A 17,818-nucleotide genomic window follows, 5' to 3' on the forward strand; every position below is an offset into this window, starting at 1 on the left:
TCCGTGTCAATCCGTCTCATCCGTGTAATCCGTGTGCTATTATTGGTAATCTTTGTGTCTTTATGCCTTAAAAGCTGAATAGTTACAAAAATTTCCCCTCAACTTTCATTACCCCCTGAACGGTTACTTTTTATCTTCCTCCAAGTCTCTCATTCTCCAAGGCTGCTCGGAGAGATTTTTTTCGACCTGTTCGGTTAGGTGGTAGGGGCAACCCCTTGTGGTTACCCAGAATGATTGTAGGGGCAGGTTCATAACCTGCCCCTACTTATAATTCCTAACCGCACCGGTCGGATTTTTTCTTGACAGACAGGGAAGATATATAGTAAAATAGCCACACTGTTATTCTCGTCTATCTTTGATTCTTTACGGACACGAATCACGGCTAAATGGCCTTTGGGCTTAGGGCCTATCCCCAAACCTTTCCTACCTGACTAGAAACCAGATTTCTATCGCCCTGGTTTGAGGATAGGCTCTTAATAGTAGACCCCTGTTTGGCTTCGGGGCGTAGCGCAGCTTGGTAGCGCGCCTGCTTTGGGAGCAGGAAGTCGCTGGTTCAAATCCAGTCGCCCCGACCAATTACTGAACGAAATGCGAACCTTTTTTGAAAGCTCATTAACAAAAATTTAATCCTTTCGATTCGGCTTACCCTTCGCTTCGCTCAAGGCTTGCGTCCTTACTCGCAAAAATTCATTTTTAATGGTGCGCCGAACAAATTTTCGACCTGTATGGTTAGGGTTGTAGACTACCGACGCTGAAAGCGTCAAATTTTAAATAGCCTACGGAAGATAAATACACCCGCATAAATACTCATATCGCCAAACACCACGGTGAGGAAAATCGTAGAAGTCTGGACTTCTAATTAGTGTCATTTCGTAATAGGCAAACCGGTTATTGGCATCGGGACTTATGACAAATTTGTTGAAGATGGAGTCAATGGATATTTATTCCCTGAATTTGATGCGCAGAGGTTCTTAGGCACTGGGTTCAGGCAAGGAAGAAGGACCTCTGGTAATCTTTGACTGGAGAACGGAGAGGAGTTGGGGAGAAAAGATCTTTCAGGGCGCCGAGGGCTTTCAGGATAAGGAGATCACAGGGTGGGGGATGTAACGGTGAGGCCAGGTGATGATAGACCCAAAGATAAGCTCAGGGTTATGCAGATTATCGCTACCCTGGTGGTGGGAGGGGCGGAAAGCCAGTTATGTGAGTTAGTTAAGGGATTGAATAAGGAGAAGTATGAAGTTAGTGTTTGCTGCCTTACCCGGGGAGGACCCTTAAAAGAAAAGATAGAAGAGCTGGGGATTCCAGTTTATATCCTGGGCAAGAGAAATAAACTGGATTTTACGGTCCTTTTCCGGTTAGTCTCCTTGCTAAAAAGAAAGAAGGTTGATCTTGTTCACACCTGGATGTTTACGGCCAATATGTGGGGACGATTGGCCGCTATGCTGGCCCGCATACCCTGTCGCATTGCTTCTGAAAGAAATGTTGCCCTGGCTAAGGGGACCTGCCGCAATGTGATAGATAAAGTCCTGGCCGGATTTACAGATTTAATCATAGCCAATTCTGAGGGGGTTAAGAACAGTTGCCTAAAAGCAGGTCTTCCTTCTGAAAAGCTTATAGTTATTCCTAATTCCTGTGATTTGGCAAGATTTGACCAGAGAAAAGATCAAGGAAAGATTAAGAGTGATTTGGGGATTAGAGATGATTCCCTTCTGGTGGGGACGGTGGGAAATTTTAAGCCTCAGCAGCAGAAAGGCCAACAATTTCTTATCCAGGCTGCCCCTGAGGTCTTAAGTCTCTTTCCTGAGGCAATATTTATCCTGGTAGGAGACGGCCCCCAGAGAGAAAAGATAGAGAGACTGGCTGTCGAGCTAAGTATTTCCGAAAAGGTAAGATTTTTAGGGCAGAGAAGAGATGTGCCGGATATTCTATCCTGTCTGGATGTCTTTGTTCTTCCTTCTCTTTATGAAGGACTGCCTAATGTGGTCTTAGAGGCGATGGCTTGCAGACTTCCGGTGGTAGGCACAGATGTAGGAGGCACTAACGAACTGGTTCTCGATGGTCAGACCGGTATACTGGTTCCACCTAAGGATCCGGAAAGATTAGCTGAGGCCATTGTCACCCTTCTTAGGGATAAGGGGCTTACTCGGAGGATGGCCGAGGCCGGTCGAAAGAGGGTAGAAGAAGAATTCAGTCTAGAGAGGATGGTAAATAGTGTAGAGGAGGTCTACGACAGGCTGACCAGGAAAAAGTTACGATGACTGAATCTTACCCCTCATATCTCCCGCTTATAAAAGATAATAAATTCCGGTCGAGGGTAGAGACCGCCTGGTCATGGCTGGCAGAGTGCCAGCTTTGTCCCCGGCAATGTAAGGTCAATCGGCTTAAAGGAGAGAAAGGGTTTTGCCGGTCTACTTCGGAGTTAGTGGTTTCTTCGGCGGCCCCCCACTTTGGGGAAGAAGCGCCCCTAGTGGGCAGGCGAGGTTCGGGGACCATATTCTTCACTAACTGTAATCTGGGCTGTATCTATTGCCAGAACTACGATATTAGCCATTTAGGTTGCGGCCGGCAGGTCTCTATTCAGAACCTGGCCGATATGATGCTTAGCCTCCAGGACCTGGGTTGCCACAATATCAACCTGGTTACTCCCACCCATTTTGTCCCTCAGATTTTGAAGGCCTTAGAATTGGCCGCCCATCAGGGGCTAAGGCTTCCCCTTGTTTACAACTGCGGTGGTTACGAAAGCCTCGAAACCTTGCAGCTCCTGGAGGGGATCATTGATATCTATATGCCTGATGCTAAATACGACAACGGGAAAATCTCGGCTGAATATTCAAAGGCCCTTGATTATCCTGAAGCAATGAAGGCCGCTTTGAAGGAGATGCACCGGCAGGTGGGGGACCTGGTGATAGATGACCGTGGGATAGCCCAAAGAGGATTGCTTATCCGCCACCTGGTGCTGCCTCATAATCTGAGCGGCCCGGCCGGGATAATGCGTTTCATTGCTCAGGATATCTCTAAGAACAGCTATGTGAACATTATGGCCCAATATCGACCGGCCTATGAAGCCCGTAAATATCCTCTCCTCTCCAGATCAATCAGCCGGGAAGAATATCAAAATGCCCTGAATATAGCCAGAGCCGAAGGACTTCACCGAGGTTTTCCTGATGCAGATACCTATTGGTCAATATATCTTTAGGCCCTCCCCTATCCACCATCTAAATCCGACTCTCAAGGTGGGATATGTTATGGTCCTTCTCATCAGCATTCTTTTCTGTCAAAAGCCGATCCAGCTCGGATTCATTGGGATCTTTCTTTTAGTGATAACAGGCTTAAGCAAACTCTCCCTGCGAGTTGTCCTGGGAGGACTAAGGACTCTAAAGTGGCTGCTCTTACTTAGCTTTCTTATTCAAGCCCTAATGAGCGATAAGGGGACGGCTCTTTTCTCCTTAGGCAGTCTGGCTATCACTCAAGAGGGGCTGGAAAGGGCCATATTCTTTACCAGCCGTTTGGCCCTGCTCCTCCTGACGGCCTCCCTTCTGACCTTAACTACTTCACCCCTGGATTTAGCCCACGGCCTGACCAGGTTCCTTTCACCTTTAAAGATATTGAGGGTGCCGGTGGAAGAGATGGGCCTGATGATCGTCATTGCCTTGAGATTTGTGCCTATCCTGGCCAAGGAGACTGAAACCATTTGGCGGAATGCAGAAGGCGGAAGGCCGAAGGCGGATTTCAGATGGCGGATTCCGGAAAGGCTCAAGGAGGCTATTCCCCTTCTTGTTTCTGTGATAGCCGATGCCTTCCATAAGGCTGATAAATTAGCTCTTACCCTGGAATCAAAATCACTAAGCGGGGAAATAAGGGAAAACCAACCTGAAACTAAACCGCTTAAGGCGGCTGACTACGCCGCCCTGGTCTTGTGGCTGCCTTTGGTGATAGTAATCTTAGCTATGTAAAGTTTTGACCTGAAATTTAGTTGACAGCCTTCCCTATTTGTGGTAACATTGGTATAACAAGGGAGGAGTATTTGACCTTTCGGCTAGCAAGGTTTGAGTGGGACAAATACAACAGAGCCGAGCTTTTAGATCATAACATCCAACAAGATGAGGCCGAGACCATTTTTGTGGGCAATACCTATTGGTGGAAAAGCCACATCCGCAAAGGCGAGACCAGATATAGAGTCACGGGCAAGACATTTGAGGGGCGATTCCTGACCCTTGTGGTCACAATAAAAGTAAAGGAAACTCTTAGGGTTATTACGGGTTGGGACGCCGAAGATTGGGAAATAAAAAAATGGAGGTCAAGACAATGAAGAGAAAAAAAACAATTCCCTATTTTGAATCAGAGAAAGAAGAAGCTCGCTGGTATCAGAACCACAAAGGTAAACTGGATGATTATTTTGATGAGATAGAGCAGACAGAGAGGCCAGAGATATCCTGGGACTTACGAAAAAAGATATTAGATAAAGCCATGACCGCTCGACTTGGTCTGCGTATTCCTCCTTTGCTCAAGACCATTCTTAAAGAGGCAGCTCGAAAAAAAGGCCTTCGGTCTTACAACGAATTCATTCGACAAAGTTTAACCCAAGCGGCCTTTGATGTGCTGGATAATGAAGATCTAAAACGGATTACCTCGTTATGAAGGTAACCAAGTGATCGGCCATCGGTAATCAGTATCGATTACCGATCATCTAAATGATTTCTACCCCTTCAGCGTTCTGCGGTTAATGATTTGGTTGCGGCTTCGCCGTGATAGGCTATGCTACCAAGCATAGCTTCCATTCGATATCCGGCTTTCTCTGCCGCCTGAATAAACTCCCGGACAATCTCATATCGGTTTACAATACCAGCGGGTATAGTCTCCTCAACCAGAGTAGATCGGGAAATGAAATCTACGGTTGAAACCACAAACAGCCAGTAGATCAACTCCTCAAAGCTCTCTTTGTGGAAATACAAGACACCTTCGTATCTATTGAGGTGGATGTAACCTTGAACATCAGGGTCTTTTAATATATCCTTTATTCGGGCAAGTTGTTTTGGTCTTGACGAATCTTTAGCCCAATCGTAATAATCGGTTAAGATATTTAGCAAAAGCTCCTCCCGCCAGGCTCTCCATTCATCGGTGCCCAGTTCTTGAATAACCGACCTGATAATCTTACCCAGCCTCCATTCATCAAACTTTACCCTGCCTAACCCATAAGTCGCCTGCCATATCAATAATATTCTCCAATAAGGCAGGCTGTCACCGACAGAGGTGGGCATATAGGCGCCCAGATATTCAAGGGCTGCTTTATATCGGGTAGACTCCGGCCACTGATAAAGGGAATCCAACCTCTCCAATTGTAGAATCGTCAAGAAGACCCTCTTGGCGTGCTCAAGGACGGTCTCCATATCAGCCACTCCCCCAGCAAATTGACGGATGGCGCTGAACAATGCCTTAGTTTTATCCTCGAAGGCTTGCGTATCAACCTGTTTTATGCGGCGGAGAGATGCCCATCCTCGAAGCGTATATGGATTGACCATCTCCTTAAAAGGTGTCTGGATTGGCGCCAGGTAAAGCTCAATAGCGGCTTCTTCGATACTTGGAACCCCCCGGCCGTTGAGAAACCAGCATAGTTTGGCGTAATATCCTTCCCAACTGTCATATATCTCCCTGAAGTCTAAAAAGATGTGATATTTAAAGGCCTCTAATTCAGCATACAGTCCCTTTTGGGCCATCTCTTTGCCCTGACGGATGTATTCCAGGCCTGATTTATGGTCCCTGAAGATATAATAATAAGGATCATCTGTCTTCAAGCCCAGTCCTTCGGCTAAGCCCTTCTGAATGAGCTTCCTTCCCCCGGCTCCGTCCTCAACGGATATGGCGCTTGATGTCTTGACCCATCCTTTAGCTGTCTCGAATTTATTGTGGTAGAAGATGAGGGAACGTTCATCGCCGCACCGGTTGGAATAACAGAAGACATCCTCATTGACATAGCCGGCTTCATTATAAAAATCATAGAGGAGGAAATTTTCAACCCCGCTAAAGAGATGGCGCTTCTTCATTAAGGGGAATATCTCCCTTTCGTGGCGGCCGACAAGGTTCCAATCCACCTCTTCTTCCCAATAGGACCTTTTATACTCCATGCCATACTTCTCGGTGAAGCCTTCGATCTGGCCGTGGCCGAACATAGGGAGTCCGGGCATGGTGACCATCATCAAAAGAACCCCAAAGTATTTATCATCTTTACCAAATTGGGCCACGGCCGTTTCTTCATCAGGATTATTCATAAAATTGACGAAACGTTTCAGGATTTCCGGATTAAATTCCAGGACATTTTTTATTACAGAACGGTATTTGGAATTTTCTTCCATCTTCAGCATATTCATAAAGGCGCTGTTGTATACCCGGTGCATCCCGAGGGTGCGGACAAAATAGCCTTCCATAAGCCAGAAGGCCTCAGCCAGAAGGAGTGTATCCGGAACCTCCTTGGCCACCCGGTCAACCACCTCCCGCCAGAATTCATTGGGAAAGAGCCGATCGAATTCTTCTTTGCTCATGCCGTGCTCAGCCCGGGAGGGGATATCGCCCCCTGTGCCCGGCTGGGGAAACCAGAGGCGCTGGTAGTGTTTTTTGGCTAAGGTCATAGCGGCATCGAATCGAATGATGGGGAACCTTCTGGCCACATGAAGGATGGTCTGAATGACGGCCTCACGCACATAGGGAAGCAGGAAATTCAACTGGGCCGTATCATTCCAGGGCATGTGGGTACCATCATTACCGTGATAGATGTATCTCTCCTCACCTGTCCAGTGATCCACCCGTTTGAAGACTACGGCCGCATCCCGTCTGTCCCAATAACCATCTTCTATGTAGACGCCCACCCGGTCATCCGAGGATAGATTGCCGCCCGTAAAGCGATAGCTCGGAAATGGGCTGTAGTTCAGTTGAATAAACCAATCAGGGTGCTCAATGGTCCATTTCGAATATATCCCGGTATGATTGGGAACCATATCCGAGGCCAGCCGAATCCCCCTTCTCCAGGCCCGGTCCCTGAGATTTATAAAGGCCCTTTCTCCACCCAGATCCTCAGCAATAGTGTAATCATAGAGTGAGTAAGCAGAGGAGACTGCCTCTGGATTCCCGGTCCACTGTTTAATCTTTTGGGAGGCCGGGCTTCTTTCCCAGAGGCCGATCAGCCAGAGGCCGGTAAATCCCCAGCGGGCCAGCGTATCCAATTCCTCATCAGGGATGTGATCCAGACGGGTCATCGCTCGGCCATATTTTTTAGCTAATTGATGCAGCCAGACATATACATTCTTGGCGATTAGAACTACCCTAGGCATCCAATCCGCATCCGGGCTGAAGCGTTCGTACTCAGGACCAAGCCCTGTATCGATAATCTTGAAATCCGGCACCAGAGTAGGCCCCGGACCCATCGCGTGGAACTTGTCCTCTTCCTTTATTAAATCAAGGGCCAGTAAAATCTTGCTAAGAAGCTCCCTGGAAAGTAAAGAACCCCAATGATCTATAATGTATCTGAGCTGGCCGGTTAACGAATACGGGCAAACCCTGACCGGGGTTTTGAGCAGATCGATCAGTGATTGATCTTCAGGGCCAAAGGTCGGCTGGGTCTGGAAATACTCGATAAGCGAGTCTATGTTTTGGGAATAGGCGGTGGTCTTTTTTATGTCTACATCATTGAACAACTCCAGGAAAGGGGCGAAGGCCGGGTTGTTATTGGTCAAATACAGGCAGATCATTTTTTCCAACACCATCTGTAAATGGGACGTCCCCTCGGTTTCTCCTTCCAAGTAGGCTACTTGAAATTGCTTGCCGTGATAAACCGTCAGAGGTGGAAACTCTTCGATAGATTTAAGGATCGTTTGGTTGACCGGTTCATGACCGAACTGGTTCCTTAGCCAGGCCAGTCCCTTTTTAAGCGCCCCTGGATTTTTATCCTGGCGATACTTGCCGGCCACATAATGCCAGACCTCATTAATCAATTCCATGGCGTTAAGGTGACCGGCCCTGACCACCTGCTCAGGATTACGGATCAGATCACGTTGTTCATTCATCTTTTGAGCCAGGATTCGAACTGAATAGAGGTCTGAGATGGCCCGATCAAACTGATAACAATCCCTGGTTTTTTTAGAGATAGGAAATTCAACAGGGAAATGGATTTCCCTGGTCCCGGTATTATGCTCAGTAATAATATTTACCGCCAATTTACTTGCCTCCTTACCATTACTGGAACGCTCTCGGATAAAATTGAGCGTTGATTTTATTAGCCGTTTCAGCTAACTATTTTCTTCATTCCCCCCCTCCCACTATTTTTTGCGCGAAATTCTTCTTCCTTCTTTACCTTACCTAATCTTAATCCCAATTTCCCTCTTTTTACCCTACAAAATTTCGACCTGTATGGTTAGGCTGAGCCTCGGAAACCGCTAAAGCGGTTATGATTCTATATGTTGTCTTATTCGCATCACCCTGATAAATCAGGGTGCTAATCTCAGTAGAAATGGGGATATTAATCTCGATAGAAATGAGGAGATGATGAGAATAGCACCCCGATTTATCGGGGTGAATCGGTAGAGAACAAGTCCCCCTCCTAACCGCTTCAGCGGTTTCTTAACCATACAGGTCGAAAAATTTCGAGCTATGCAGTTAAGAAATTATATAGCAGTTCGCCATAAAAACTTTACATTAAGGTCTAATTTGCCGATAAAGGTATTAAAATCCATGTAACCGTTCAGGGGGTAATGAAAGTTGGTTGAGGGGGAATTTTTGTAACCTGTACGGTTAGCTTAACCTTACTCCCATCTTTTCGACCTGTATAGTTAGGAATTATAAACAACGGGTTGAAATCTTTCCTACGCCCTGTCAGGGCTTGACCTTATGGGATACCATTATTCCGTAAATTGAAATCTACGGCTAAATTCCTTTGCACCTTCGGTGCATAACTAGATTATTTTGAACGCTCTCGGATAAAACCTGTTCTCTGATTGTAACCGTTCAGCCACAGATGCACACAGATGAAACACGGAAAATCCGTGAGACGTGTCCGTGAGTAGGGTCTGTCCTTAGGCTGTAGGGACAACCCTTGTGGTTGTCCGTCCACGGAACGGACAGGGATAAGCACGGACAGGGACAAGCCCTGTCCCTACACTTCCGCCTTCTGTCCTGTGTTATTTATCCGTGCTAATTCGTGCATACCTGAACGGTTACCCCTAATTTTCATCAGGGCAGGCTCTGACAGGTTCAGGAATAGAAAATAGGAAATGAGAAGTAGGAAAAAAGAGACTCTACCCATAAATACTAACGTGACAAAACAGTGGGCAAAAGTAATTATCGCATAAATATAGCAACTTTCGAAGGGCTTGTCAAGACTTTTTTAACTCGATCCCTCGATGCTCGATGCTCGATACTGGATATTGGATTTTTTACCAGTATCGAGGATCGAGCATCGAGGATCGAGCATCGAGGATCGAGGATCGAGAATCGAGGATCGAGGATCGAGCATCGAGGATCGAGCATCGAGGATCGAGCATCCAGCTTTATTTTAGCACAATCATCCGGCGGGTCAGGGTTTGATGGTCAGTCTGGAGTTGGTAGAGATAAACCCCGGAAGCTGTTTCTTGGCCATCGCTGTTACGGCCGTTCCAGTAGGCAGCCCTGTCTTTGGAGAGGTAGCTTCCCGCCGAGAGCCTTCCGAGAGCTAATTCCCTCACCAGGCTGCCGGAAAGGTCGTAGATCCGAACAACCACCGCTGAATCCTTCTCCAGGGCAAAGGGTATCCAGGTCTCAGGATTTAGCGGATTGGGATAATTGGGGAGGAGGGTAGTTGACGAAGGAATAGTCGCGGCCAGGCCCTCTTGAATCAGAGATGCCAGGAATTCCTTGATCTCGTGGATAGCCTGGTTAGAGGGAACATCTTTTAGGGCTGCATACATCGCCCGATAAGCCGCCAGGTATCTGGAATGGTCTATCCCTTCAGTTACTTGGCTGCCCTCGAAACTCGACGACCCGCCAGCAGGTGTCCCTGACTCGAAACTATTTCCCGGCGCTGAGCTTGTCCCATTATGCCTCTTATGCCAGTTTAGCCCCAGGATAAGGACATCAGAGGCATTAACGGTGCCATCACCATTGGCATCGGCATAAGCAGCCGCGGTCGGGCTCCAGGCCAGCACACTTTGACCGGTCCAGGAGATTGAGGCGCCAGACCTGGCTGAACCGGTCCTGTTCCAGTAAAGGCCAATAGGCAGGACATCCCGGGCATCGACATAACCGTCATTATTGGTATCCCCTGGCCAGACAGTGAGATACTGAACTATTCCTGAACCGGCCACGATCTGGCTGTTGGAGGTAGTCAGCCCGTAGGCACTGTTGTGGCTGTCTATAGCCACCACATCGCTGAAGGTGAGGCTGAGGGTGGTGCCTTGGTAAACAGTAGACGAAAGCTCAAAGGTAATCTTGACCACTGTCCCCTGACCATTGGCCCCGAAGGTGTAATCAGAACTCTTCCGACTAATCCCCACTTCCAATGTCCCGTTATCTACCTCCCAGGTAGGCCCTACCAGGCTGGAGGCGTCTTTACCTGAGCCGATCAGGAAATCTCCGGCCTCAACCTTAACCACACTGAGGCAGTTGCTGTCTGAGAAATTCACCTTAAAGGAGAGGCCGAAGAGGTCGCTCACCTGAAAGGTAGCACTCCCGATGGCTACTTCCACCTCCACTTGATCCCCCGGGGTCACCCTGTAGGAGCTTTGATCAAATTCAAGGGGGATATTGGTGCTGGGGGCGGTTACGGTAATGCTCACCTGGTCCGGGAGGCTGTTGCTTTGTCCGTCACTGACTACCAGGGTAAAGAGATAAGTCCCCACCGTGGTCGGCGTAAGGGTCGGCTGGGCCACGTTAGACAAGGTCACTGGCTCAGGATTGTTGGCGTTGGAGGTCCAGACATAGGTCAAGGCATCCCCTTCCGGGTCAGAGCTGGCCGTTCCATCTAACATCACCAGCGAATTCACCGAGACGCTCTGGTCTAGGCCGGCATTGGCCGTGGGTGCTCGCCCCGCTGTTCGCCAGGAGCTGTAATTCACATAATCGCTCACCTCATCCCCCAATCCGGACGGATTGTAGCCCGGCCCTACGATGGATGAGTCTTTGGGGCCGGAAGCGCTGCCCCACCAGTTATCCGTAGCATTGATGCTGAACAAATCATCGGTATTTAAGACACTGAAATTATTTCCATAGATATCAGAACCGGTCAAGGTAGGGTTGGAAGAAGCCCCGCTGGAGAGGCCCAGATCATTATTGGCCATAATAATTCCAGTAATAGTGGGTGACGCCCCCAGGTGGCAATTTATGGCCGTCAGGCAGTTGGTGAATTGGCTTTGACTTATGGCCGGTGAAGAAGAAATACAATTAAGCCCGACACTGGCATACCTTATCAAGACATATTCAAAGGCAGAGGAATCCGAGTCTTGATTCAAGGTGATCTCCCCCCAGTCACCCTGGTCCGGTGAGGTAGTGGAGCCATCTCCGTTAGAGTCACCCCCAGCTTGATCATCGAGCCACGAAGTGAAGGTGACCATCGAGCCAGAGCTGCCCCTGACCGTTATCCAGCCATTGACGTTAATGGAGCCGATAACCTTAATCACCACACCGGTATCAACCGTCCATTCAGCGCTGTCTTTGACGATCAGCCCCTCGGTAATCAGGAAGGCCGCCCCTGTCTCAGCCCAGGTAACATTGGTATCAATGCCCGCATCCGCGGCTACCTCCTGAATACGGATGGCGTTGTAGGTATTGCCGGTCATAGTATTACTGCTCAGGCGGCCGGCATTGTCAGCCGTAATAAGAATGGGATAATTACCGGTGTTATTAATGATCCGGTTGTGGGTGATGGTCGGCTGGGCAGCATCATAGCCAAAGGTAGTAATTATCCCGCCTTCCAAGGAATGAGGATTAAACCCCCCGTTGTTCCGCATCGTATTTCCAGTAATGACAGGTGATGCCCCATCTTTACAGCCAATCGCCCGATAGGTGTTATCTTCGAAGATAGAATTCTGAATGGTCGGAGAGCAGGCCTTAAGCTCTAAACCATACTTGGAATAACGGAGGATACAGTAGTCGAAGATGGAGCTATCCGAGGCATCATCCAGACGGACAAAGTTCCAATCTCCCTTCTGACCAGCCGTCGCCCCATCATAATTAGTATCTCCACCATACTCATCATCCCGGTAAGAGGTAAAGATAACACCATTATTGGCTGTTAGATCTGTTCCCCGGGCCAGGATGGCCCCCTTAATGGTCAGGTCTTGATCAATCTTGGCCACCACCCCGGGTTGAATAGATAAGGTTACGCCGGCCTCAACACTTACCCGCTCAAAATAAATCGGGACCGGAACACTATCAGCATTGTTCCAGTTTTTATACCAGGTTGTATCCCGGCTGTGTTTAGGCTCAGTCAAATGAATGCCATTATATTTATTCCCGGAGATATCATTATCCCTGATCACGTAGCCCCCAATAGAATCAGCTAAGGAGTGCTTACCCTTGACTATGGCCCAACCCAGGTTGTCTTTGATCTGGTTGTCGGCGATCGTCTCTGAAGCGGAGGCGGTACTCTTTATTCCGCCTGAGGTATTAGCTGAGATAGTGCAGCCGTTGACATTGAGGTCAGTGGTATTGCCCAGCCAGGGATCGCCCAGATTTTCGATCCCCCAGCCTTCATTGGAGGTGATGGTGCAGGTGTCTACATTAAGGATTCCGTTCGGCACCTCAAAGAGGAGGCCGCTTGATTCATTTTCCGTAATAGTGCCATAAGCAATAGTCGGATGAGAATTGCCCTGGATATAGATTCCGTAACCGCCGCTCTGGCTAATCTGAGAGAAAGAGATGGTCGGCGAAGCTGATCTAAGCTCCAAGGCATCTTTCTTCAAGCTGTCCTGGGAACCGGCATAGAGGATGTCACAATAACTCAGCACCGATGAATCACTGCTCTGATCAGCGAAGACAATACCGCGCCAATCACCAGGCCGTGGGGTGGTCTCGGCATTTGAGGTAAAGGTAATTCTCTGGCTTGATGTCCCGGTGGCCTCCAAGCGTCCCTTGACTAAGAGGCTTATATTTTCGCCTGTCTTAAATTTAATAACCACGCCGGGTTCGATGGTCAGGACCGCTGAATCATTAATGACCAAATCGTCCTCAGCGATATAGGGACTATTGGCCAGGGTCCAGGTATCGGATCCGACAATGGCCAGCGGGCTAATTTGCCCATTGATTCGATTCAGGTAGGTAGATGAAATGGTGACACTCCAGGTGGAACTCCACTCAGTGGGATTACCGGCCCCATCCTGGGCTCTCACCCGCCAATAATATGTCTTACCTACCACCAGGGCGCTGCTGGCCGTATAAGAAGTGTCAGAATAGTTAGTCACTTCTATCTCAGGGGTAGTAAGGGCGCTGTCTCCCAGATCAATCTGGAGGGTATAGGTAACGCCGGAGGTATCGGCCGCATCAGACCAGCGGAAGGTAGGATAGGCATTAGTTGTCCCGCCATTAGCCGGCGCAATAAGGGCCGGCCCAGAGGGCGTGGTCGTATCCACCTTGAACTGAACGGTCTCACTCCAGTTGGTATTATTACCACTCCCGTCTTCACCCCGGACCCGCCAATAATAGATGCCTTCACTCATAACCGTGGTGTGGGTGTAAGAAGTAGAGGTGGTAGTAAATATCTCAGGAGATGAGAAACTATTATTATCATCGACCTGGAGGGTATAGGTGACCGGAGCGGACAGCCCCTCGGTAACCTCGGTCCACTCAAAGACAGGGGTGCTGTCGGAGGTGGAACTCAGATGAGTGGGTGTAATCGGTCTGGGGAAGCTATAATTGCCCCCTGTCTGGGTGTCAATGATCACGACCCAGGTCTCGGTGCTCCAGTGGCTGTCATTACCGGCCTGGTCAGCGGCCTTGACCCGCCAATAATAATTCCCGTCTGAAAGGGAAGTCGTATTCGTATAGCTGGAAGAAGTTGAAGTTATATCTATCTCGGGTGAAGAGAAGTCGTTGTTATTGTCTACCTCCAGGGTGTAGCTTGCCCCGGATACATCTGTCCAGTCAAAGATCAGGCTTGAAGTATCCGTGTTGACTACCGATCCAGTCGCCGGGGCAACCAAGGTTGGCGCAGAAGGGGCGGTAGTATCCACTACCAAGGCCCGGCTGCCACTGTAGCCAGATTCGTTTCCGGCATAGTCGGTGGCTGAAATTCGCCAGTAGTAAGTCCCATCGCTAAAGGTATGCCCGTTAAACATAGGATCAGAGAAGTATTCTGGATGATACCAGGTAGTATCGGCGACATTGGGATAATTAGTATAGTAGGTGTTGGTATCAGAAAAGTCGGATATCTCGGAGAATTCAATAGTATAATAAATAGTATCAAAGGTCAATGCCCCCTCCGTGACCGAGTCTGTCACCGCTGCCCAGGAAAACCAAGGTTGAGCCTCTTTAACATAGGCCCCATCAGCCGGTGAGGTCAAGTAGGGGGCATCCGGGGCGGTGGTATCCACTGTCACCGAGCCAGGGGATTCGTTGGAGGCCCTCCAATCTCCGATATTGCCGGCCTCATCCCTGGCCCTTACCCGCCAGTAGTAGGTCCCCTCTGATAGGACAGGATCGGGGGTGTAGGAGGTAGTACTAAGGCCAGAGACATTCCGATTGGGGGAGGAGAAGTCGGTATCATCATCTATTTGTATGTCATAACTGTCTGCACCACTTACCGCCTCCCAGCTAAAGGTCGGATTACTGCCCACCACCACATCCGTTCCTGGTGGAGGATTAGTAAGAGTGGAGGAATCAGGGGCAGTGGTGTCAATGGTCAGGGAGTATTTATTGTTTCCCGCACTCTCGTTACCGGCCGAATCCGTAGCCATGGCCCGCCAGTAGTAGACACCGTCCGAAAGGGCCTGATACGAATACAGGGTATAAGTAGAGGCCGTCAGGTCATCGGCTTCCAGGATAACGGGCGCGAAGGAATTATTGTCGGCCACCTGGAAGCGGTAGCTTACCACTGATTCCCCCGCATCCACCTCATTCCAGTCAAAGGCGGGGGTGTGGTCATTGGTTACTGCCCCGTGAGACGGGCTGACCAGGACAGGATCACTCGGGGCGGTGGCATCAAATTTGGTATACCAGACGGCGCTGGGGCCTTCATTCCCGGCCTTATCGTAAGCCCTTACTTGCCAGTAATAAGTAGTCCCTTCCTCAAAGTCGGTTCCGGAATACTGGTAATAAGAAAGAGGCGGCGAACCGGTCAGGGTGTCATAAATAATCCAACCACTGGTTAGACTAATCCCGTCAGTATCGGCTACAATGGTGTAATAGCTCAGATTCTCATCAGCCACCTCCCCCCAGTCAAAGAGCGGCGTGGTATCATTAATGGTCGATCCGTTAGTTGGAGAAACAAGGGTCGGCTGGGAGGGGGCGACGGTATCGATGACTAAGAGCCATTCGGCGCTCCAATTACTCCCGTTTCCGGCCGCATCGTAGGCCTTAATCCGCCACAGATAAGATCCGTCAAGGAGGCTGAGGCTGTAAGTAATCCCACTAATACCAGTTATCACCTCAACCGGTGTGGTAAAACCGGTGGCCATCTCTGCCACCTGAAGGGTATAGGTCTGATTGCTGGTGTTGCTCATGTCATCAGCCGCGGCATACCACTCGAAGGTGGGCGTCGGATCGCTCGTATAAGTTCCGGAAGCCGGCGAGTTGAGGGTAGGCGCGGAGGGGGCATTGATGTCGATATACAACGTCCAGACTTCAGAAGCCGTGGTATTGCCTGCCTTGTCCGTGGCCATTACCCGCCACCAGGCCGTGGTGTCAGAGCCGCTGCCCCAATTATAGGTTGATTCAAATTGAGAGACAGACAGGCCGGATTCCTCCAACTCAGGGCTGCTAATGGTTGAATCCGTGTTATCTACCTGAAGGGTGTAAGTCAACTCAGGTTCCGGATCATTCCAATCAAAGGCCGGCGTAGCCTCGTTGGTATAGCTGCCATTAGACGGCGAAAGGAGGGTAACCGCTGTCGGCACCGTAGTATCGATGATCACCTTCTGAGGGATACCCCAATTCCCCAGCCGGCTAGAGGTATTCACCGCCCTGACCCGCCACCAGTAAGTCATATCGGGTAAAGCAGTGGTTGGCTGGTAATAGGCGAGGGTGGTGGTGGCATCAATAAGGGTATCGTCAGAGTCCGGAATGGAGAAGCTTTCATCCTGGTCGATCTGGATCTGGTAATAAGAGATATCAGACTGACCGCTCCAGCTAAAAAAGGGAGTGGAGGTGTCCTCATAGTCTCCATCCGAAGGGGTGATAAGGTCCGGGGGAAATGGTCCGGCGCCGGTAATGGGTTCGACGATAAATGTGTTTACCTCGCTCCAATTACTGACACAGCCCTCATTGCACTTCACCCTCCAGAACCAGGTGCCCTCAGCCAGATCAACCGGCAGGTTGTAGGGTGAAGTCGCCGTATCCACCGAGTGCCAGGAAGAAGTAAAGGTATTGTGATTAGATATCTCAAAAAAGTAAGTATCAGCCGAATTATCGGTTACCTGTTCCCAGGCAAAGCTCGGCCTGAGGTTATTGGTAATTGAATTCTGGGGTAAAGAGATAAGGGCCGGTCCTCGCACTCTGATAGTCCAGACATTGCTGGCAAAGGCCGCCTGGGACCAGTTGCTCTGAACGCCGGTATCGGCCCCGTCAGAGGCCCTGACCCGCCAGTAATATGTCCCGTTTTGGCCAATAAAAATAGTGCAGGAATTAGTGGAAGAGACCGTGGTTGTATCTGGAGAACTGAAATTAGAGGCGTCGTCCAATTGGATAGTATAGGTATCGGCGCCGGCATCCTCCCAGCAAAAGTTGACCGTGTTACTGACGGTGTCGCTTCCGTTCAATGGCGTGAGGAGTTTAGGCGGATAGAGGTAAAACTCCCACGGCCCGCCCCAGCCGCTGTCCCAGGAAGGCAGGGTAGTGTTAACGGCCCTGACCCGCCAGTAAAAAGTCGTCCTTACGCCATCACTGCCCAGGTAGGTGCTCGAAACGGTGTAGTTGGTATCGCTGGTCTCGACCGCCATTATCAAAGGATCAAAGGAGGGATTGTCCGCTATCTCCAGAAAATAGCTGGTGGCATTGGAGACCTCGTCCCAACTAAGGGTAGGTTGGGCATCATAAGTGGAGGTCTCATCAGGCGGTGAGGGATTGGTTGGCGTCCCCTGCGCCAGGGCCAATCTGCCCATAAGTAAAATTAGGATGATAATAAAGACAATGGTGCTCGGTTTTTTCATAATCTTTACCCCGTTTTATAGATTTTGGATGGCGGATTCTTCATCCCGAATTCCGCCATAATTCATCATAAATCGTAACCGTTCATCCCATGAGGCTGGATGCTGGATGCTCGATGCTCGATCCTTGATGCTCGATCTTCGACGCTGAATGCTGGATGCTCGATGCTTGATGCTCGATCTTCGACGCTGGATGCTCGATGCTCGATGCTGGTAAAGAATCCAGTATCCAGGATCGAGCATCGAGGATCGAGAATCGAGCATCGAATTTGTGCCTTCGTGGCTGAATAGTTACCTGTTTATTAAAATAATCTGGGAAAAGTTGGATTAGTGGTTTTGGGGTGGTATGATTTGGTAGTATGTTTTTGCTGGAAAGTAGTAACGTGAATATGAAAACTAACACCAACGGTTACAGTGGTTTAGGTGAAACAGCCTCAGTTAACAAACAGTCAGCATATTATACCAACATTAAACTATAGTCTGCCTGATTAGACTACCTCTAT

The 17,818-nt window shown here is 49.3% G+C and carries 9 protein-coding genes and 1 tRNA gene; 7 read left to right on the plus strand and 3 right to left on the minus strand.

Translation table 11 applies throughout. The features are described from left to right. Positions 1–498 precede the first annotated feature (498 nt). The 6 genes from AB1797_06570 (at position 499) to AB1797_06595 (ending at position 4,638) form a co-directional block, all read left to right on the plus strand. Positions 499–575: transfer RNA gene (locus AB1797_06570), tRNA-Pro, on the plus strand. Positions 576–1,094: 519 nt separating this feature from the next. After that, complete coding sequence (locus AB1797_06575; protein ID MEW5767278.1) at positions 1,095–2,258, plus strand: glycosyltransferase; 1,164 nt, start codon at positions 1,095–1,097, stop codon at positions 2,256–2,258. Further along, positions 2,255–3,196 carry a radical SAM protein gene (locus AB1797_06580; protein MEW5767279.1) on the plus strand — a complete coding sequence of 314 codons (942 nt, stop codon included), beginning with the start codon at positions 2,255–2,257 and terminating at the stop codon, positions 3,194–3,196. Before AB1797_06575 ends, AB1797_06580 begins: the two co-directional genes overlap by 4 nt. Beyond that, positions 3,165–3,953, plus strand: coding sequence for an energy-coupling factor transporter transmembrane component T (locus AB1797_06585; protein ID MEW5767280.1), 789 nt, complete (start codon positions 3,165–3,167; stop codon positions 3,951–3,953). Before AB1797_06580 ends, AB1797_06585 begins: the two co-directional genes overlap by 32 nt. Before the next feature lie 71 nt (positions 3,954–4,024). Then, a complete protein-coding gene (locus tag AB1797_06590) occupies positions 4,025–4,309 on the plus strand; it encodes a hypothetical protein (GenBank protein ID MEW5767281.1) in 285 nt (94 codons plus the stop codon). Then, entirely contained in the window at positions 4,306–4,638 is a 333-nt protein-coding gene (locus AB1797_06595) for a hypothetical protein (GenBank protein ID MEW5767282.1), read from the plus strand. Before AB1797_06590 ends, AB1797_06595 begins: the two co-directional genes overlap by 4 nt. Before the next feature lie 68 nt (positions 4,639–4,706). Here the strand turns inward: AB1797_06595 and AB1797_06600 are convergent, their stop codons facing one another. The 3 genes from AB1797_06600 to AB1797_06610 all read right to left on the minus strand — a co-directional run bounded on the left by AB1797_06600 (position 4,707) and on the right by AB1797_06610 (position 17,318). Beyond that, positions 4,707–8,204 (minus strand): alpha-amylase family glycosyl hydrolase, encoded by a 3,498-nt coding sequence (locus AB1797_06600; protein MEW5767283.1) that lies wholly within the window; start codon positions 8,202–8,204, stop codon positions 4,707–4,709. Between the two features lie 1,166 nt (positions 8,205–9,370). Continuing rightward, positions 9,371–9,499, minus strand: a complete 129-nt coding sequence (locus AB1797_06605) for a hypothetical protein (protein MEW5767284.1) — start codon at positions 9,497–9,499, stop codon at positions 9,371–9,373. Positions 9,500–9,533: 34 nt separating this feature from the next. Continuing rightward, positions 9,534–17,318, minus strand: a complete 7,785-nt coding sequence (locus AB1797_06610) for an Ig-like domain-containing protein (protein ID MEW5767285.1) — start codon at positions 17,316–17,318, stop codon at positions 9,534–9,536. Positions 17,319–17,417: 99 nt separating this feature from the next. On the opposite strand from AB1797_06610, the gene AB1797_06615 reads away from it, so the two are divergent. Then, positions 17,418–17,606, plus strand: coding sequence for a hypothetical protein (locus AB1797_06615; GenBank protein ID MEW5767286.1), 189 nt, complete (start codon positions 17,418–17,420; stop codon positions 17,604–17,606). Positions 17,607–17,818: the final 212 nt, after the last annotated feature.

The sequence above is a fragment of the bacterium genome (assembly GCA_040753085.1).
Taxonomy (GTDB): domain Bacteria; phylum UBA9089; class JASEGY01; order JASEGY01; family JASEGY01; genus JASEGY01.